11 protein-coding genes and 1 pseudogene are annotated in these 17,770 nt (G+C 55.0%); 8 read left to right on the top strand and 4 right to left on the bottom strand.

Annotated features, from left to right (window positions below; genetic code table 11):
- Nucleotides 1-770, bottom strand: a pseudogene (locus GSQ86_RS01600) (alpha-mannosidase); the annotation flags it as partial.
- Nucleotides 771-1,063: 293 nt separating this feature from the next.
- Here GSQ86_RS01600 and GSQ86_RS01595 point away from each other — a divergent pair.
- From GSQ86_RS01595 to GSQ86_RS01570, 6 genes are all read left to right on the top strand, one after another.
- Nucleotides 1,064-3,259, top strand: coding sequence for a hypothetical protein (locus tag GSQ86_RS01595; RefSeq protein ID WP_158748190.1), 2,196 nt, complete (start codon nt 1,064-1,066; stop codon nt 3,257-3,259).
- Nucleotides 3,256-4,509 carry an FtsX-like permease family protein gene (locus GSQ86_RS01590; protein WP_158748189.1) on the top strand — a complete coding sequence of 418 codons (1,254 nt, stop codon included), beginning with the start codon at nt 3,256-3,258 and terminating at the stop codon, nt 4,507-4,509. Before GSQ86_RS01595 ends, GSQ86_RS01590 begins: the two co-directional genes overlap by 4 nt.
- 40 nt (nt 4,510-4,549) lie before the next feature.
- Nucleotides 4,550-5,854 (top strand): zinc dependent phospholipase C family protein, encoded by a 1,305-nt coding sequence (locus GSQ86_RS01585; RefSeq protein WP_158748188.1) that lies wholly within the window; start codon nt 4,550-4,552, stop codon nt 5,852-5,854.
- Nucleotides 5,855-6,061: 207 nt separating this feature from the next.
- Nucleotides 6,062-6,832: an ABC transporter ATP-binding protein gene (locus tag GSQ86_RS01580; RefSeq protein ID WP_158748187.1), complete on the top strand. Its 771-nt coding sequence runs from the start codon at nt 6,062-6,064 to the stop codon at nt 6,830-6,832.
- A 225-nt stretch (nt 6,833-7,057) separates the two neighbouring features.
- The gene (locus tag GSQ86_RS01575) at nt 7,058-9,517 is read left to right on the top strand and encodes an ATP-dependent Clp protease ATP-binding subunit (protein ID WP_158748186.1); all 2,460 of its coding nucleotides are present in this window, start codon (nt 7,058-7,060) and stop codon (nt 9,515-9,517) included.
- A gap of 372 nt (nt 9,518-9,889) precedes the next feature.
- The gene (locus GSQ86_RS01570; RefSeq protein WP_158748185.1) at nt 9,890-11,965 is read left to right on the top strand and encodes a S9 family peptidase; all 2,076 of its coding nucleotides are present in this window, start codon (nt 9,890-9,892) and stop codon (nt 11,963-11,965) included.
- 52 nt (nt 11,966-12,017) lie between these two features.
- Here the strand turns inward: GSQ86_RS01570 and GSQ86_RS01565 are convergent, their stop codons facing one another.
- From GSQ86_RS01565 to GSQ86_RS01555, 3 genes are all read right to left on the bottom strand, one after another.
- Nucleotides 12,018-13,079 carry an aldo/keto reductase gene (locus GSQ86_RS01565; protein ID WP_158748184.1) on the bottom strand — a complete coding sequence of 354 codons (1,062 nt, stop codon included), beginning with the start codon at nt 13,077-13,079 and terminating at the stop codon, nt 12,018-12,020.
- 65 nt (nt 13,080-13,144) lie between these two features.
- A complete protein-coding gene (locus GSQ86_RS01560; RefSeq protein WP_254062070.1) occupies nt 13,145-15,166 on the bottom strand; it encodes a glutaminase family protein in 2,022 nt (673 codons plus the stop codon).
- Between the two features lie 156 nt (nt 15,167-15,322).
- Nucleotides 15,323-16,651: an MATE family efflux transporter gene (locus GSQ86_RS01555; RefSeq protein WP_158748183.1), complete on the bottom strand. Its 1,329-nt coding sequence runs from the start codon at nt 16,649-16,651 to the stop codon at nt 15,323-15,325.
- Nucleotides 16,652-17,232: 581 nt separating this feature from the next.
- Here GSQ86_RS01555 and GSQ86_RS01550 point away from each other — a divergent pair.
- Nucleotides 17,233-17,412, top strand: a complete 180-nt coding sequence (locus tag GSQ86_RS01550) for a hypothetical protein (RefSeq protein WP_158748182.1) — start codon at nt 17,233-17,235, stop codon at nt 17,410-17,412.
- Between the two features lie 25 nt (nt 17,413-17,437).
- Nucleotides 17,438-17,698, top strand: coding sequence for a hypothetical protein (locus GSQ86_RS01545; protein ID WP_158748181.1), 261 nt, complete (start codon nt 17,438-17,440; stop codon nt 17,696-17,698).
- Nucleotides 17,699-17,770: the final 72 nt, after the last annotated feature.

Raw genomic sequence — 17,770 nt, 5'->3', positions numbered from 1 at the left:
GGCTTCAGCGATTCAAGCTGGCTTTGCGACTGCTTGAGCGAAGCGTCAAACTTCGACTGATCGGCGCCATCGAGCGCCTTCAGATCGACAGACTGAATCGATTTCTCGAGCGTAGCCTCGTCACCCTGCTGGTTCTTCGAAAGGCTCGGAACGAGCAACGCGGCCGAGAGAAACTCCTTGCGCAGATCGTCAGGATTCGGACGGCTCTCCGAGAAGTCGATCTTGAATTGCGCGTTGTGGAAACGCTTTTGATCGACCGTCTGCAGCAGCTTCACAGCGACCAGAACTTTTTGTCCCGGCTTGGCATGATCGAGCAGTACGATCGGTTCCAGATCATCGCCCAGCGCCACGCGGCTGCCGTTGAAATAAATAATCTGCGGCATCGGGCCGTTCGCTTCGGCGGCAAATCTGAACCAGATACGCGTATCAGTCAGGTCGTAGCCATGCAGCGTCTTAGGTACTTCTACCCAGCGCCGGAACCATGCCGCTTCGCCCGAAGACTCGAAGCCAGGCTTTACTGTCTGCCAGCTTGAATCATCGAGGTCTGTGCTCTCGCCGTGCGCAACATCGCCGGCGTGAAAGCGCCACTCGCCTGCGGGTAAATGGTCAAGCTCCCCAAGTCGTTGCACAACTTCCTGCGCTCCGCTGGGCATTGATTTAGTAATCTGTGCTACTTCCTGCGCATCTTGCGCATGCACAGCAGAGGAAAAAAACAGCGCAGTGGCGCAAATCGTGCCCCATGCCACACCGCGACCCAATCCAGTCTTCACCTGCAAATCTCCTTGCTCTTGATTCCCGCGTTACCTCGGCAGTAGCCTTTCTCAGAACAACGGGTAGAGACGGGTCGAATTATATTCCTCTGAAACGAAAAGTGGAAACGATTCCATTCCAGATATTCGGACCTCTCCTTTCTTGACCAAAGTTGGAGCGCTTTTTCCTCGAACACAGCCAAACCGGCTGGCCCGCTCCTTCCGCCCGGCGAGACCCATTCGGAACCCCGTGGCAAAGCCCAATCGCAGGATATGGGGGTTTCCAGACTCCGATTTAGTAGACTCAACATCAGATGATGCGCCGCCTGCCCGCCAGCCTGATCTTCCTCTGCCTCACCGCCTCCGTTGCCACAGCACAGGGTACCCGTATCTGGACGCAGCAGCGCGTCGAAGACCTCGAAAAAGGCACCCCCCAGGGCGTAGTCATTCGCAGTGACGGCACCCTCGAAGCCGGCCCTGAAAGCAAACAGATCGCTATCACTCCATCGACCTACGTTTGGTCCATCGCCGCCGACAGCGCAGGCAACGCCTATGCCGCGACCGGTTCACCAGCCACAGTTCTGCGGGTCACGTCAGACGGCAAGATTGCAAAAATCTTCTCGAGCAAGGATCTTTCCGTGCAGGCCGTCCGAGTCGGCAAGGATGGGTCGATATACGCAGCGACATTACCTTCGGGCAAGGTCTACAAAATTCCCGCTGATGCTGCCGATCTCGACGAGAGTAAGGCCGAGGTAGTCTTCGATCCCACACAGACAGAAGAAAAGCCGAAATACATCTGGGATCTGGCCTTCGACGGCAGCGGCCAGCTCTACATCGCGACCGGAGGTCCGGCAGCGGTCTATCGCGTCGATGTCTCAAAGGCTAACTCAAAACCAGTCCTCTTTTTCAAAAGCGATGAGCAGCATATTCGTACCATCGCCTTCGACAAGGCAGGAAACCTGATCGCGGGATCGGACGGTAGCGGCCTCGTCTATCGCGTGGACAACAGCGGGAAAGGCTATATTCTCTACGACGCTCCCAAGCGCGAGATCACCTCGCTGACAGTGGGGGATAACGGCACTATCTACGCCTCCGCAGTAGGAGGCAAAGGACCCGGCCCTTTACCTCCGCTGCCGGTCCAGGGAATTCCATCCGTCACCGCCACAATTACAATCGTGCAGCCCGGCTCGGTGCAGGCTTTTAACGGTAATACGGTCATTCCCGATGGCTCAGAGGTCTACTCCATCCCCGCGCACGGCGCTCCGAGCAAAATCTGGTCAGCTCATGATGACATCGTTTACGCCCTGCACTGGTCGCCGCAGGGCCTGCTTGCCGCCTCCGGCAATCGCGGACGCATTTATCGCATCGCGGATGACGGTCAGTACGCAGACATCGCGCATCTTGAAGCTTCGCAGGCCGTGTGCTTTGCCGACTCCCCACGCGGACTTTACGTCGCCACCGCGAACACCGGGAAAGTCTATCTTTTGAGCCACGCACAATCTGCTGAGAGCACTTATCTCAGCGACGTCTTCGATGCCGGAGTCTTCGCGCAGTGGGGCCGCGCTGAAGTCGATGCAGCTTCTACCGGCTATGAACTCTATGCGCGCGCAGGCAACATCGAAAACCCGCAGCGTGCCTGGAGCGACTGGAAAAAAGTTACCTCCAATAACGGTCCGCTCGGGCTTGAAAGCTCGCGCTTTGTGCAGTGGAAAGTTGTACTCCATCCCGGTGCTACCGTCGGTTCCGTTGGCATTAACTACCTGCCAGTGAACATGGCTCCGGTGATCGATGACATTGCTGTCGTACCGGGCGCGCGCGTAAATGCGCAACCGTCGGGGCAACCATCGCAAAACATATCCATCAACTTCAATGCGCAGCCGAATCCTATCCTGCAGCTTAATAGCGAGTCCGGACGTGAGCCGCTCTCCGGCATCCGCGATAAGTCTGCCGTAACGGCGCGCTGGGCCGCGCATGACGACAATGGAGATGAGATTGTCTACAACCTCTTCTATCGCGGCGATAACGAAACCAACTGGCAACTGCTGAAGGCCAGGGTTACAGATCGGTTCTATACCTTCGATTCCACCTCTCTGCCCGATGGCGCCTATCGATTGAAAATCGTGGCCAGCGATGCGCCCTCTCATAATCCCGGCGAGGCCTTAACCGCAGAGCGCGTAAGTGATCGATTTCTCATCGACACCACGCCACCCGTGCTTTCGGCAATGGAAGCGCGCATCCTGAACGGGAAAATTCGCGTAACTTTGACAGCTACAGATAGCGCAACGCCAATAGGCCACGCTGAGTATTCGGTCGACGCAGGCCCCTGGCAATATGTCGAACCCGTCGGCAAGCTGTCGGATTCCCTCACCGAACACTACGACTTCGAAGCGCAGCCTAAACCGTTGCCTGCGGGCGCGGAACCGCCTGCCAATCCAACCGAACATTTGATTACAGTCCGCGTCTTCGATCGTTACGAGAATGCAGCAGCGGCGAAAGCAGTCGTTCGGTGAGATTCGAGCTCTTTGTTGCAGCCCGCTACTTAAGAGCGAAACGAAGGCAGGCCGTCGTAGGTGTAATTACCGCCATCTCGGTCGCCGGAGTCGCAGTAGGTGTCGCTTCGCTGATCATCGCCCTTGCCATCACGAATGGCATGAGCCACGACTTGCGCGAGCGGTTGCTGAGCTCGACCGCCCATGTCATGCTCATGCGGGTCCAGAGTGACGGTATTCGTAACTGGCGTGAGCTGACGGAACGCATGCGGAGGCTTCCCCACGTCACCGCAGCCGCGCCCGGTCTCTACGAGCCGGTTCTTATCTCGCGCGGCGCGCTTTCCGGCGGAGCGGAGTTGAAAGGGATCATTCCGGACGAAGAGCGCGGTGTCAGCGATCTGCTTTCGCAAATCAAATCGGGCAGCGCAGTTCCGCTCTCGCAGCCAATCAATATTGCGTCCACAGACGAGGCGAACCACGCCACGCCACCCATTGTGATCGGCTACGATCTGGCAAACACGCTTGATGCCAAGGTTGGCGATACAGTAAACGTCACCAGTCCACAAGGCGAGCTGACTCCCTATGGAATTGTTCCCAAATATCAGCGCTTTCAGATCGCAGGCATCTTCCATTCCGGCTTCTATCAGTACGATTCCGGCTTCGGATTTGTCCGGCTGGTCGATGCGCAGCATCTCTTCGGAGAGCCCGATGTTGTCTCTGAAATTGCTTTCAAGGTCGACAATCTTTACCACGCCGATCGCATCGGTAAAGAGATCGAGCAGGCCGCAGGTCCCGGATTTGAAACCACAAACTGGATGGAACAGAACCGCGAGCTCTTCAAAGCACTGAAACTCGAGCAGATTGTTACCTTCATCGTTATCGGTTTGATAGTATGCGTGGCAGCACTGAATATCCTCATCGCGCTCACCATGATGGTCATGGAGAAGACGAAAGACATCGCCGTGCTGATGTCGCTGGGCGTGCAGCCCGGTCAGGTGCGGCGCATCTTCCTCATACAAGGCTTCCTCATCAGTATTTTGGGAACCATCATCGGTCTCCTTCTCGGTTACGCCATATCCTGGGCGGGGGCACGTTATCACTTCCCGTTGTCGGCGGATGTATATTCCATTGATTACCTGCCCTTCGCTCCTCGGGCTATGGATGGTGTCATTGTTTCGCTCGTTTCGCTCGGAGTCTCTTTGCTGGCCACTCTGTACCCCTCCAGCTCTGCTGCAAAAGTGCTTCCCGCCGAAGCGTTGCGCTATGAATAATGGGACAACCCAAAAAGCTGTATCGGCCTCGAATAAGCGAATGTCTGCACGACCGCAAGATTGTCTCTACCCGCTCACCTGCGCTTTGCTCATCTGGATTCTTACGCTTTCCCAGTGCCTCGCATATTCGGTTCTTACTCACCAGCAGATCATCGATCTTGCCTGGGGTCCTTCAATCAAACCGCTCCTGCTCGCACGCTACCCCAATACAACCGCTGAAGAACTGCGGGTAGCGCAGTCCTACGCATACGGCGGCTGCGAAATACAGGATGCGGGTTATTATCCGTTCGGAAACACTCTGTTCAGCAATCTCACCCATTACGTCCGCACCGGCGATTTCGTCGCCAGCCTGATTCGCAATGCACGAAACGTAAACGAGTTGGCCTTCGCTCTTGGAGCTCTATCTCACTTCGTTGGAGACAGTGTGGGGCATCAGGATGCCGTCAATCCATCGACCGCCATCGAATTTCCGAAACTTGCCTTGCGGTATGGACATTCCATTACCTACGACGAAAGCCCGCACGGCCACGTCCGTACTGAGTTCGCATTTGACATCGATCAGCTGACGAAAAAACACTTCGCTCCCTCCGCCTATCTCAACCACATTGGCTTACGGGTCTCGGTCGAGCTCTTGGATCGGGCGTTTTACGAAACATATGGCATACATTTGAAGATAATTCTGGGAAACGAGCGCCGAAAAGCGGTCATCAGCTCGTACCGTCACTCGGTGCGCTCTTTCCTGCCAAATTTTGCGCACGCCGAAGTGCTGATTCACCAACATGATTTCCTCCCAGATCCGGATACTGAGGAATTCCAGAAGCTGGATAAGCGCATCCAGGAGGCGGACTACAACCATGGGTGGCAAAACACGCGCAAAAAGGCAGGAATCGGCACCCATTTGCTCGCTTTTTTCGTCATCATTGTGCCTAAAGTTGGACCAGCTTCCGATCTATCTATCAAAATCCCAACTGAAGAGACTGAAAGCAAATATGTCGCCAGCGTGAACAGATCATTGGACTTATACGCCGAACTTCTAGGGCGCTTGCATCAATTCCCTGCCCAGACGCCGGAGGCGACCTTACAGCTGAATAATCGCGATCTGGATACCGGCTACATCGTCCAGCCCGGCGGCTATCCCCTGACAGATGAGACATATGCAAAGCTGCTGACGATCATTACCGCGAAGCCGGACCAACCCGCGCCCTCTGGGTTGAAACGGGACATTCTGGCGTATTATTCGGACCCAAAATCCCCCATCATTACCAAAAAAAATACAAAAGCCTGGCAGCGCGTCCAGAGCGAGCTGGCTGTCCTGCAAGGCATGCCTGTGGTTCCGATTCGATGAAAATAGCCTTGTTTTTGCTGCCGAAACGAAGATTTGCCGATTCCTTCAGATTTCGCAAGAACTGATGGAAATGTTTGGCAGGCCGCCTGCAACTATCTACTGAAAGTCGTCTACGCGCGTGTACCTGCCGGGAACATTTTGTTCGCTGACACAAAAACGTGCGAGCCAGCGCTTCCTTTTTGGTGTCCAACAGTGTTAGAGGTAAGTATGGGAACCTTCTCAACCAGCTCAGGCCTGCCTTCCGGGAATACGGCAATTTCTGGTCTGAGCCCTTCCACTGAACGCGCGCATCCATTAGTACAGGTCAAAAACCTGCGCAAGGAGTACACGACAGGGCGCGGAAAGCTGGTGCTGTTTGAAGGACTTAGTTTTGAGGTCGCGCAAGGCGATCTGCTGGCAATCGTAGGGCAATCCGGGGCAGGAAAAAGCACGCTTTTGCACATTTTAGGTGCTCTTGATACTCCTTCCGGCGGTGACGTATACTGCGCCTCAACCCCATTGAAAACGCTTTCGACCAAGCAGGCCTCCTCCTTCCGCAACCGGGAAGTCGGCTATGTCTGGCAATTTCACTATCTTCTGCCTGAATTTACGGCGCTGGAAAACGTTGCGATGCCGTTGCTTGCCAGAGGCCTATCGAAGGCCGAAGCCGGCAAATCCGCGCAGAAGTGGCTGGAACAAGTGGAGTTAGGGGACCGTACTGATCATCGAGCCGGCGAGCTTTCCGGTGGCGAACAGCAGCGCGTTTCACTCGCCCGGGCACTGGTTACGCAGCCAAAGCTGTTATTGGCGGATGAGCCCACGGGCGATCTTGACGGTGGAACTGCCGATCTGGTCTTTAGATTGATTGAGCGGCTGCATCAAAGCCATCACCTGACGTCCATACTTGTCACGCACAATATGGCGTTGGCGCGGCGATGTAGCCGGGTTCTGCGGCTCGAAAAGGGTCGCGTAGAAGAATTGCATCCGCAGGAGGTCTGAGCGGATCGAACTACGACCGAGAGAGCTGGCACAGCTATTTCGGATAAGCGGGATGGATGCGAGAGCACCCAGACCAAAGGCCGCACTCAACCGGGCCAGTTTTCAAGTGGGTTGATGGCGGCGGCACGGACGAAGGTATATGCAGTCTGCGAATAAACCCTCATAAAAGAAGGGTTTGGACGAAGTCCGAGATTCGACAACCGCAGCAGCCTTCTTAGGGGGAACATGTTCGAGCGCTATACAGAAAAAGCACGTCGCGTCATATTTTTTGCACGGTATGAGGCCAGCCAGTTTGGCTCCCCGTACATTGAGACCGAGCACCTGTTGCTCGGCCTGTTGCGTGAGGACAAGGCGCTGACCAACCGCTTTCTACGGTCGCATGCGTCAGTAGAATCCATCCGGAAACAGATTGAAGGGCATACTACCATCCGGGAGAAAGTTTCGACTTCGGTCGATCTTCCTCTCTCCAACGAATGCAAGCGCGTCCTGGCCTACGCGGCGGAAGAAGCCGAGCGGCTTTCGCATAAACACATTGGAACGGAACATCTTTTACTGGGACTTCTGCGCGAAGAGAAGAGTTTTGCGGCAGAAATACTGCATGAGCGCGGGCTGAAGCTGATCGCGATTCGCGAAGAACTGGCCCGGGCGACGCAGGAGAAGGCCCCGGCTCAGCAGCGCAACCGCGAGTCGAGCCTGCTGGCGGAATTTTCCCGCGACCTGACCCAGGCAGCCATGGACAACCAGCTCGATCCATTGGTTGGGCGCGATCAGGAACTGGAACGCGTGGTTCAGATTCTGTGCCGCCGCACTAAGAATAATCCCGTGCTCATCGGCGAACCTGGTGTGGGCAAGACGGCCATTGTCGAGGGACTGGCTCAGCGCATTGCTGATGGCGATGTGCCCAGCTTCCTGGCCGATAAGCGGGTGCTTGCTCTCGATCTCTCGTTGATCGTTGCAGGCACAAAGTATCGCGGCCAGTTCGAAGAACGGCTCAAGACGATCATGAAAGAGCTGATGGAGAACCAGAACTCCATCATCTTTATCGACGAGTTGCATACGCTGGTTGGCGCTGGATCGGCAGAAGGTTCGCTCGATGCGGCCAATATCCTCAAACCAGCGCTTTCGCGTGGCGAAATCCAATGCATCGGCGCGACCACGCCGGGGGAATACCGTAAGTCGATCGAGAAGGACCGCTCGCTTGAACGCCGCTTCCAGGCGGTGAAAGTTCCACCGCCGAACGAGGAAGACGCAATCAAGATCATCATGGGTATCAAGGACCGCTATGAGAAGTTCCATGCGGTCAGCTATACCGATGAGTCGATCATCTTTGCCGTGTCGCATTCGAATCGCTACATCCCTGACAGGTTCCTGCCCGATAAGGCTATCGACCTGATCGATGAGGCTGGCGCGCGGGTGAAGCTGCGGCAGACTTCCCTGCCCGAGGAAATCACTGAAGTGCACAAGCGGATCAAGTTCATTGTGCACCGCATGGACTCAGCGATTGCGAACCACGAATTCGAAAAAGCGCGGTTCTACTCGGATGAAGAACGTAAGGAACGCGAGAACCTGCGCGGACTGCGTGACAAGTATCATCTCGATGACTCAGCTGCCGGCATCGTCTCGCGTGAAGATATCGAGGATGTCGTAAGCCGGTGGACTGGTGTGCCGGTTACGTCCATTAAGGAAGAAGAAACCCAGAAGCTGCTGCGTGTGGAAGAAGAGCTGCACAAGCGCGTCATCTCGCAGGAGAAGGCCATTTCGGCGCTTGCCCGCGCGATTCGGCGCTCACGCGCCGGTCTGAAATCGCCGCATCGTCCGATTGGGTCGTTCCTCTTCCTCGGACCTACGGGCGTTGGTAAGACGGAAATGGCGCGTACGCTGGCGCAGTTCCTATTCGGCTCGGAAAAGGCACTCATACGCTTCGATATGTCGGAGTTCATGGAGAAGCATTCTGTCTCGAAGTTGATTGGTTCGCCTCCGGGATATGTGGGCTACGAGGAAGGCGGCCAGTTGACCGAACGGGTCAAGCGTTCGCCATACTCTGTCGTGTTGCTGGATGAGATTGAGAAGGCGCATCCGGATGTCTTCAACATCCTGCTGCAGGTCTTTGAAGATGGCCAGCTGACGGACGGCCTCGGCAACACGGTTGACTTCAAAAACACCATCCTCATCATGACCTCGAACATCGGGGCGCGGCATCTGCAACGGAAGCAGGGTCTTGGCTTCCAGAGCGACCGCGAAGACCTGGTGGTAGACAAGATCGAGGAACTGGTGAAGAACGAAGTTAAGAGAACGTTCAATCCGGAATTCCTCAATCGATTGGATGAAATTATCATCTTCCAGGCGCTCTCGGATGGCGACCTGATCCAGATTCTCGAACTGCTGGTACAGCAGCTCAACGCGAACCTGGCGCAGAAGGCTATCACCATCTCCGTTAATGAGGAGGCCAAGAAATGGATCCTCGAAAAGACGCTGGTGGACCGCACTTATGGGGCACGCCCGTTACGCCGTGCTCTGCAACGGTATGTAGAGGACCCGCTCTCGGAGGCGCTGATCGCCGGACACATCCAGGATCGACCCGCCTTCCTTGAGGTCTACCTGGAGAACAACCAGCTCTTCTATCGGCCCGTTGGCAAAGAAGGCGAACCCAGCAACACCGATGGCGTGCTGCTCTACAGCAACTAATCTAAGCTTCAGGCCTGAAAAAGCCCCGTTCCCTGCGGACGGGGCTCTTCTTTTGCGAAACGATTCTCGGCGGCAAAGCACCAAATATGTGACGCAACTCTGCGTCAGTTTTGGAAGGAGCTTTGCGATGATCCCTACTTTTCCGACGGTACTGATAGTTTCATTTTTATTTGGAGTCTGTCTCGGCTTCAGGATGTACCGCCCTCAGACACCGTTGCTCCTTTGCAAAGATGTGAAGCGTGAGAATGTGGGATCGCGAGAGACTTCTCGCAGGATGCCCCTGTAAGCACTATTGCAAAAACCGTCTATAGCGGCGGGGCTGGCGATGTGTTCTCTTGGCGGGGTCGCGCCAGCAGACTATTCTTGAGATGTATGCCAATTGCAACCGATTCATCTTCTTTCCCCTTAGCAAAACCACGCCGCACCGAAACCACCCTGCACGGACACACGCTTGTCGACGACTATGGATGGCTACGCGATAAAGAAAGTTCAGAAACAATTGCCTATCTCGAAGCGGAGAATGCTTATACCGCGGCTGTGCTCGATCCGACGAAGGAACTGCAGGATACTCTCTATCGAGAGATGCTGAGCCACATCAAAGAGACGGATATTTCGGTTCCCTTCCGCGATGGCGATTACTGGTACTACACGCGGACCGAGGAAGGCCAGCAATATCCGATTTACTGCCGCAAGCAAGACTCGCTGGATGCACCAGAAGGTGTAATTCTGGATGTAAATGAGCTGGCAAAGGGCGAGAGCTTCATGGCGCTGGGTGGTATGACCGTTTCTGATGACGGCAACCTGCTGGCATACTCCTTCGACAATAAAGGCTTTCGACAGTACACGCTGCGTGTAAAGGACCTGCGCACTGGTGAAGTGCTGCCGGAACAGGTAGAGCGCACCGGGTCGGTTGTCTGGGCCGCAGATAACAAGACCATCTTCTATACCGTCGAGGATGAAGAACAGAAGCGGCAGTATCAACTCTATCGGCATACGCTGGGTGTTTCGCATGCGCAGGACGTGCTCGTCTACGAAGAGACAGATGAACGGTTCAACATCGGCGCAGGTCGAACACGTGATGACAAATATATCGTTCTGGAGTCGGGCAGCCACACGACGAGTGAAGCGCGGTTTCTGGATGCGGAGACGCCGGATGCGACATTCAGGTTGATCGCGAAGCGACGCGAAAACATTGAGTATTACATTGATCATCGCAACGGAAAGTTCTTTATTCGCGCCAATGATACCGGGCGTAATTTTCGATTGGTGACTGCTCCGGTAGAAAATCCGGATACGGATAACTGGACGGAAGTCATTCCACACCGCGCAGAAGTGATGCTGGAAGAGGTTGATCTTTTCGCTCAGTTTTATGTTGCTTGTGAGCGTCGCGACGGCCTGGAGCACATGCGCGTGCTGCGCTTTGCAGGCGACGGCACCGAAACCCAATCTGTGCAGGAGATCGCTTTTCCCGAGCCGGTTTACAGCGCGCATCCGCATGTCAATCGCGTCTTCGACACAACGAAGTTTCGCTATGCGTATCAATCGCTCGTGACACCCAGCTCTGCCTACGAGTATGACGTGATGACAGGAGAATCGACGCTGCTCAAGCAGCTTGAGGTGCCTGGCGAGTTTGATCGCACCCTATATGCCTCTGAACGACTGTTTGCGGTTGCGCCGGACGGCGTGAAGGTCCCTGTATCGGTTGTGTACCGCAAAGACAGGTTTGAGGGCGGAAAAAATCCGCTCTATCTCTATGGCTACGGTTCGTATGGTTACTCGCTGCCGGTCGGCTTTAACAGTAATCGTCTGAGCTTGCTTGATCGCGGCTTCGTGATTGCCTATGCGCATATTCGCGGAGGCGGTGATCTGGGTAAACCATGGCACGATGCCGGCCGGTTGATGCAAAAGCTCAATACGTTTACGGATTTCATTGCCGTGGCACAACACCTTACAGCAAGTGGTTACGGAGATCCGACGCGAGTTGCGATAGAAGGCGGCAGCGCCGGTGGATTGTTGATGGGCACAGTTACAAATATGCGTCCCGATCTCTTTCGCGCCGTCATTTCGCATGTGCCGTTTGTCGACGTGATGAATACGATGCTGGACGCTTCCCTGCCGCTCACGGTTCCCGAGTATGAGGAATGGGGCAATCCGAACGAAAAGGAAGCATTCGATTACATGCTCGGCTACTCGCCTTACGACAATCTTGAGGCAAAATCGTATCCGGCGATGCTCGTGAAAACATCGCTCTACGACAGCCAGGTGATGTATTGGGAGCCAGCAAAGTATGTCGCAAAGCTGCGTACGCTGAAGACGGATAACAATTCGCTACTGCTGCACACCAATATGACTGCCGGGCATGGTGGCGCTTCAGGACGCTATGACTACCTGAAAGAAATTGCTATGGACTATGCGTTTCTACTGCGTGAGCTAGACGTCTCTGCTTAATAGAAGTGGGCGTAGTATGCGTCCTCTGATTTTTGTCGCAATAACAGTTACATTAAGCGCGGTCATAATGGCGGAAGAAGAGAGACTGGCTTGCTACGGGCTCCGTTTTCGCTTCGAGAGCGGCCATCTGTGAGTTGCTGAGTGGCGTATACGCGCGCGCCAGAGCTACATTTTCTTCCAGTTGCGCTACGGAATCGCAACCAATGATAACCGTGCTGACTGGATGAGACAGCGTGTAGTACAGCGCTTCGCGCATAGTGATGGTACCGGATCTCGGAGCAAGCACCATGCCTTCCCAGCTATGCTTCTGCTCTTCGATGGGAGGAGGCGTCCAGGTTGAGAGGATACGTCCGCGCGCGGGAATCTTCATGCCGATGATGCCCATCTGCTTTTCGACTGCGAGGGGTAAGAGCTGGTCCCGGAAGCTGAACTGGTGCGGATCAGCGGCGTTGAGCGCCATCAGGATCGTATCGAATGGATAGCGGTGGATGCATTCCGTGAGCGCGTCGGGACGATAATGGCCGGTGATGCCAAGGTTGCGAACGACCTTCTGGTCGTGCATTTCGATGAGCGCTTCCATCGCGCCACCCTTGGCGAAGACCTCGTTCACATCGGTCATAGTGCCGATGTCATGAAGCTGCCAGAGATCGACGTAATCCGTTTGGAGAAGCTTCAGCGACTCTTCGATCATGCGCATGGAGTCGTCGCGGGTACGCTCTTTTGTCTTGGTTGCGAGAAAAGCCTCGGAGCGCCGGGTCTTCATCACCTTGCCGAGATATTGCTCGCTCCAGCGCGGAGGGCCACCATAGATGGACGAGGTATCGAGGTAGTTCACGCCGAGGTCGAGAGCGCGGTTGATGATGGCGACGGAGACCTCCTCGTTATTCGCGCGCTCGAGAGCAGCCTGACCGCCAAGGCTGAAGACTCCGACGCGATATCCGGTCTGGCCAAGATTGCGCGTCGGCATGGCTTTGGGTGTGACGGGATTCGAAGGAAGCTCGGGCAGCGTTCGCGCAGCAGCGGGGAGGGTTGCGCCTGCGCCAGTTACCAGGGCGGCTGCTACTGCCCCACCCGTTTTGAGAAACTGACGTCTGTCATGATTGGTTTCGCTCACCACCACACCTCCGATTCCGAACGTTACTATCTTAGCGCGGCAACCGGAGGCGCGTGTGAATCGTTTTACTTGCCCATGCTTGCCCACTTCTTCCACATCGCGGGATCAGCGAGCATCTTCATGTAAACGCCGCCGACGACGGAGCGCGCCTGGAATCCGACTTGGCGTCCATCTGTCGTTTCAAACCAGTCACTCAAGGGAACGCGTGTCGGTGATTCGGTCATATATTTATAGAGCGGATCAGTGAGCGCGATAAAGTCACTCTGCTTGTCGCTGAGTGTCGCCGTCCACACGATCCAATCGAGCTTGGTATAGGTTTTGCGATTATCGAGCGGCAGTCCAAACTCGTTCTGATGTTTGAGGTAGAAGGCCATCTCCTGATCGACAATCTGCGGCGAGAAGAGATGCAGGCCGAGCACTCGATCCCATACAAGGTTGTATTTCTGGCTCCAGCTTCCCTGCTGGTCGAAGGCAAGCTTGTAATGGTCGCCATCAACGGCCATCTCCTTCCACTTGGCAGCCATCTGTTGGGCGAGTTTGCGGTACTCGGCTGCCTCCTGTTTCTTGCCGAGCATTTCAGCCAGCTGTGCGTAGCTGCCTAAAGCGTCGATGGCTTTGATGGAGAGATTCGTATTGTGAGGAAGATGGCCGGCAAAGTCATCGGTGCTGAGCTGATTTTCCGGGTCCAGGCCTTTTTCCTTCAGATATTCGGCCCATTTCGTCAACACAGGCCAGTATTTTTCGGCGAAGGCGGCTGAGCCCTGTGCGTGCGCCAGTGCATTGGTAAGGATGATGAGATTGCCGCTCTCTTCCACCGGCATCTGATCTTCCTCGGTGCGTTCGCCGCCGCCGTAGACTTGTCCATTCGCGAGCGGATATTGACCAAGATCATGTGGCGCGAAGGGCCAGCGCCAGCGCGGCAGGCTCGCGTATTCCAACATGGGGTCAAGCTGCGCCTGCAGCAATTTTGGATTCAGCAGCAGAAAGAACGGCGCGGATGGATACGTGACATCAACCGTATCGATGCAGCCGTTGCTGAAGTTCTCTTTCGAGAAAAGCATTGGCTTGCCGTCTACGTCGGTAACCAGTTTGTGTGCAGCTATCGTCTGCCGAAAGGCGAGCGTCGCCAGTTGCGCGTAGTGCGAGCCACCTTGTTGTGTGAGGTCGGTTACCAATTCTTTATCGAAGGTTTCGGCTTTGGTACGCAGCGACGACTCTTCGGACTCGGCCTTTTCCAGCATTTCCGCTGTGGTCATGCCATTGCGGCGCCAATAGGCTCGAAGTTTCCGATTCAGATATTCGATGGAAAAACGATCGTCATAAGCCAACAGCACGCGGCGCGAAACCGTCGCACTCCCAACACTGCCGAGGTCGAAACGAACTGCGAGGAGCGGTTGGCCGTGCTTTACCGCGGCCGGCATATCAAGGTCGTCCGTTGTCGGTAAGGATCCACCTTTAGCGAATTGTTCGCGCGCTTCCCAATTGCTGGCCGCTGTCTCTGTTCCTGGTTGCGGCGGAACAGCCAGATAGAACCATCCCCAATCGATGCGCAGATTGTCGCCAGATTTTGCGAGCACCGGCTGCGCATTTGTTCCGATGCGAAGGGCTTGCATGTCGCCAACTCGCTCGCGTCCCCAGACGACGGTGTCATCGTCCGTATTGGTCGCCAGTTGCGCGGTTGCGTCAAAGTACACAGATACGTTATGCGGCTGGCCGTCGGTTGAACGCACGTCCCAGCTTACATAGGTGACGGGGCGAGAGAGTATGTCGAGGTCCTGCGGCAAGGCCGGAGTAAAGAATGTCAGCGTCAGGTGGATTCCCGCATCTTCAAAATCGTAGATCGTCCGCGTCGGCCATATCGCGCGCGAAACCTGCTTCAGTGCCGTGGTGTCCCGATCGTCACCGAGAAATCGAAATGTCTTTCCATCAATGCGCACCAGTCCCGACATTTGTTGATGAGTTCCCGTCCAATGACGGGTCGGACCGTCGGTCAATGCATCATTGAATGACCAGACGCTGAAATAAGGATCATGTAACACAAGCGGCGTGGCGGGAGTGCGAGCCGTAACAGGCTCTTGCGCCTGCACTCCACAGACACCCAAAGCAGAGGCTAATATCAGCGCAGAAAGACCTAAAGCAGAACCAGAAGAGCGGGAATTTTGCATGTCCATTGAATACCATTGTTTTCTTAGAGTGTAAACGCTTCCACCTGCATGGCTTTGATCTGATTTTGATCCAGGCAGCTATGCCTCAACTGGATCTTCAGACATCACAAAAGATTTTCGTTCGACTGCTGGGAGACGAAGTCCCAGTGTGGCTGCGCGCAAAGCCATAAAGGCCAGCATCGCGCACCATAGACCGTGATTTCCGAAACGCGCCGTTAGAACCACAGCAAGGCCTAAAAATCCGATGAGGGAAATCAGCATGCTGTCTCGGAGTTCCTGAGCGCGAGTGGCTCCGATGAAAACACCATCGAGCAGAAAACTCCAGACAGCTACCAGAGGAAGCACGATCAGCCAGGGTAAAAACTCCTCGGCAAGTGAACGAATGGCGCCCTGATTCGTAAAAATAGCGATGATATGACGCCCGAATATCAGATACAAAAATGAGATTGCTCCAGCGACAGTAAAGGCTGAAACCGAACTGGCTTTTAGCACGGCACGAAAGTCCGACACTCGCTGCGCGCCAATCGCTTCGCCCACCAGCGCTTCAGTGGCATTGGCAAATCCGTCCAGTCCGTAACCCGCTATCCAAAGAAAGTTGATGAGAACGGCGTTTGCGGCCAGGATCGCATCTCCGCTGCGCGCTCCGGTACGCGTAAACCACGCGTAGGCGGCGACCAGACTCAGAGTGCGAAGAAGAATGTCGCGATTGAGAGCAAAGAGGCGGCGCAGGCTGGCGCCGTCCATCAGTTCGTTCCAGCGCAGATGCCTGACACGCGCCCCACTGGCAAGCATGAGCGCAAGACCGATGACGCATCCTGTCCATTCCGCGGCCATTGTTGCGGTAGCGATGCCGGCAACACCCCAGTGTCGCCACAGAACCAGAGTGAGAGCTACAGCCACGTTGACAATGTTGATTGTCGCTTGCAGAAGCAAAGCGGTTCGCGCATGCTGTCGACCCAGCAGGTATCCGAGGATGGTGTAATTCGCCAGCGCTGCCGGCGCCGACCAGATCCGGATACCGCAATAAACCAACGCAGCCTGGCGCACTTCTGAGTGAGCGCCAAGCAGCGTCAACGCGGTAGAGATAAGCGGCTTTTGAATCAGGAGGATCAAGGCTCCGATCAGGCAAGCGGTGAGCAGCGCCCGACCGAAGTGATGCATGAGCCTGTCCTGATCACCGGCTCCGTGCGCCTGAGCGACGAGCCCTGTAGTTGCCATACGAAGGAACCCGAAGGTCCAATAGATTGAATTGAAAAGAATGCCTCCCACGGCAACTCCACCGAGTACGGCCGCACCCGGCAAATGGCCAGAGAGAATCGTATCCACTGTGGAGAGCAGCGGCTGCGTCAGATTGGAAAGAATCAGCGGGATGGCTAGCAGAAAGACGCGCCGATACCAGTAGGACATTTTCTTGATTGTACGATCTGCAGTTTTAGATTCGACTGGCGTTTCGTTCACCCGGCTCCGAAAAACCATGTACCGTAGCATCGAGCAAACTGGAATTTCCGGCTTAGAAATTCCTTGGCTATGTTCAGGCTTGCGAAAATAGCATTGATGCCGGGGCATGAACGCGTCGTGCACTTCACGGATTCGCGAGTGAATATGCAAACGCCAGCGGAATCATCAATCCCGCTGGCGTCGCTTTTTGAGCAGCGCTCCTCCCCCGAGGTCGCTACTCAAATGGGGGAAGTCGCAACGAATATCTATGATGCAGTACATTGATTTTTGGTTTTCAACAGCTGGTAACGGATTTCGTCGAAAGGCGAATCAATTTACAGCCAACATCAGCAACAGAGCCAAACTGAAATGTTAAAAGCCGTTCTGTAGCCACCTATTGCCGCTAATGCTGAAAAAAGGTCGGGTGGCTTGCCGGACATGATTGAGCACATGGCAGCCGCTCGACTTCTTCGATAACGGCACGCGCATTCCGCTGCTTTTCGTATCACCTTACACAACGGCTGGTCACATTTCACACGGATACTCCGGCCATGTTTTCGATCCTGAAATTTATCGAGGGGTACTGGGGTCTGCTGTCGCGCATCGCAGTTGAGACCAGCCCGGTCACCGCGGCCAGCAATCTGTACGCATCGACAGGCAGATTAGAAGTGTGGTTTGACCTGTTTGCAATGTTTAGCGAAGGCAGACGTATGGTAGGATGGGCGGTCTAATTTTGAACTAGCCAAGGAGTTCCTTATGATCAGCATTTCAATTTCGAACGACGATACCGTAGATCTATTCGTCTCCGTGACGGATGAGAACACATCTCCTCCCAATACCCTTCCTACGTTTCGAGTGAATGTGGGTCAATCCTCATCAATTCAGGTGCAAGAGAATGGCGATGGAAAATATCTCATCGATACGATTGCAACGGATGCAAACGACAGTTCTCGGACTAAAACTGTTTCGGGCCAGTCTGGAAGCTCTGGCGATCCCGTCTCTCTAGATGTGTTCTAGACCGCAGAATTCGCCACCTCTTACCGAAATCTTTGGGCGAGCCGAAAATGCGGAACATACGTGCTCAAAATC

The sequence above is a fragment of the Acidobacterium sp. S8 genome (assembly GCF_009765985.1).
Classification (GTDB): domain Bacteria; phylum Acidobacteriota; class Terriglobia; order Terriglobales; family Acidobacteriaceae; genus Alloacidobacterium.
This window is presented reverse-complemented; position numbering and strand designations above follow the sequence as displayed.

Bases quoted from the DNA above. Each gene is read 5' to 3' on its own strand.
- GSQ86_RS01585 (WP_158748188.1), top strand. From the start codon at position 4,550: ATGTCTGCACGACCGCAAGATTGTCTCTACCCGCTCACCTGCGCTTTG.
- GSQ86_RS01580 (WP_158748187.1), top strand. From the start codon at position 6,062: ATGGGAACCTTCTCAACCAGCTCAGGCCTGCCTTCCGGGAATACGGCA.
- GSQ86_RS01545 (WP_158748181.1), top strand. From the start codon at position 17,438: ATGATCAGCATTTCAATTTCGAACGACGATACCGTAGATCTATTCGTC.
- GSQ86_RS01550 (WP_158748182.1), top strand. From the start codon at position 17,233: ATGTTTTCGATCCTGAAATTTATCGAGGGGTACTGGGGTCTGCTGTCG.
- GSQ86_RS01575 (WP_158748186.1), top strand. From the start codon at position 7,058: ATGTTCGAGCGCTATACAGAAAAAGCACGTCGCGTCATATTTTTTGCA.
- GSQ86_RS01555 (WP_158748183.1), bottom strand. From the start codon at position 16,651: ATGTCCTACTGGTATCGGCGCGTCTTTCTGCTAGCCATCCCGCTGATT.
- GSQ86_RS01595 (WP_158748190.1), top strand. From the start codon at position 1,064: ATGATGCGCCGCCTGCCCGCCAGCCTGATCTTCCTCTGCCTCACCGCC.
- GSQ86_RS01570 (WP_158748185.1), top strand. From the start codon at position 9,890: ATGCCAATTGCAACCGATTCATCTTCTTTCCCCTTAGCAAAACCACGC.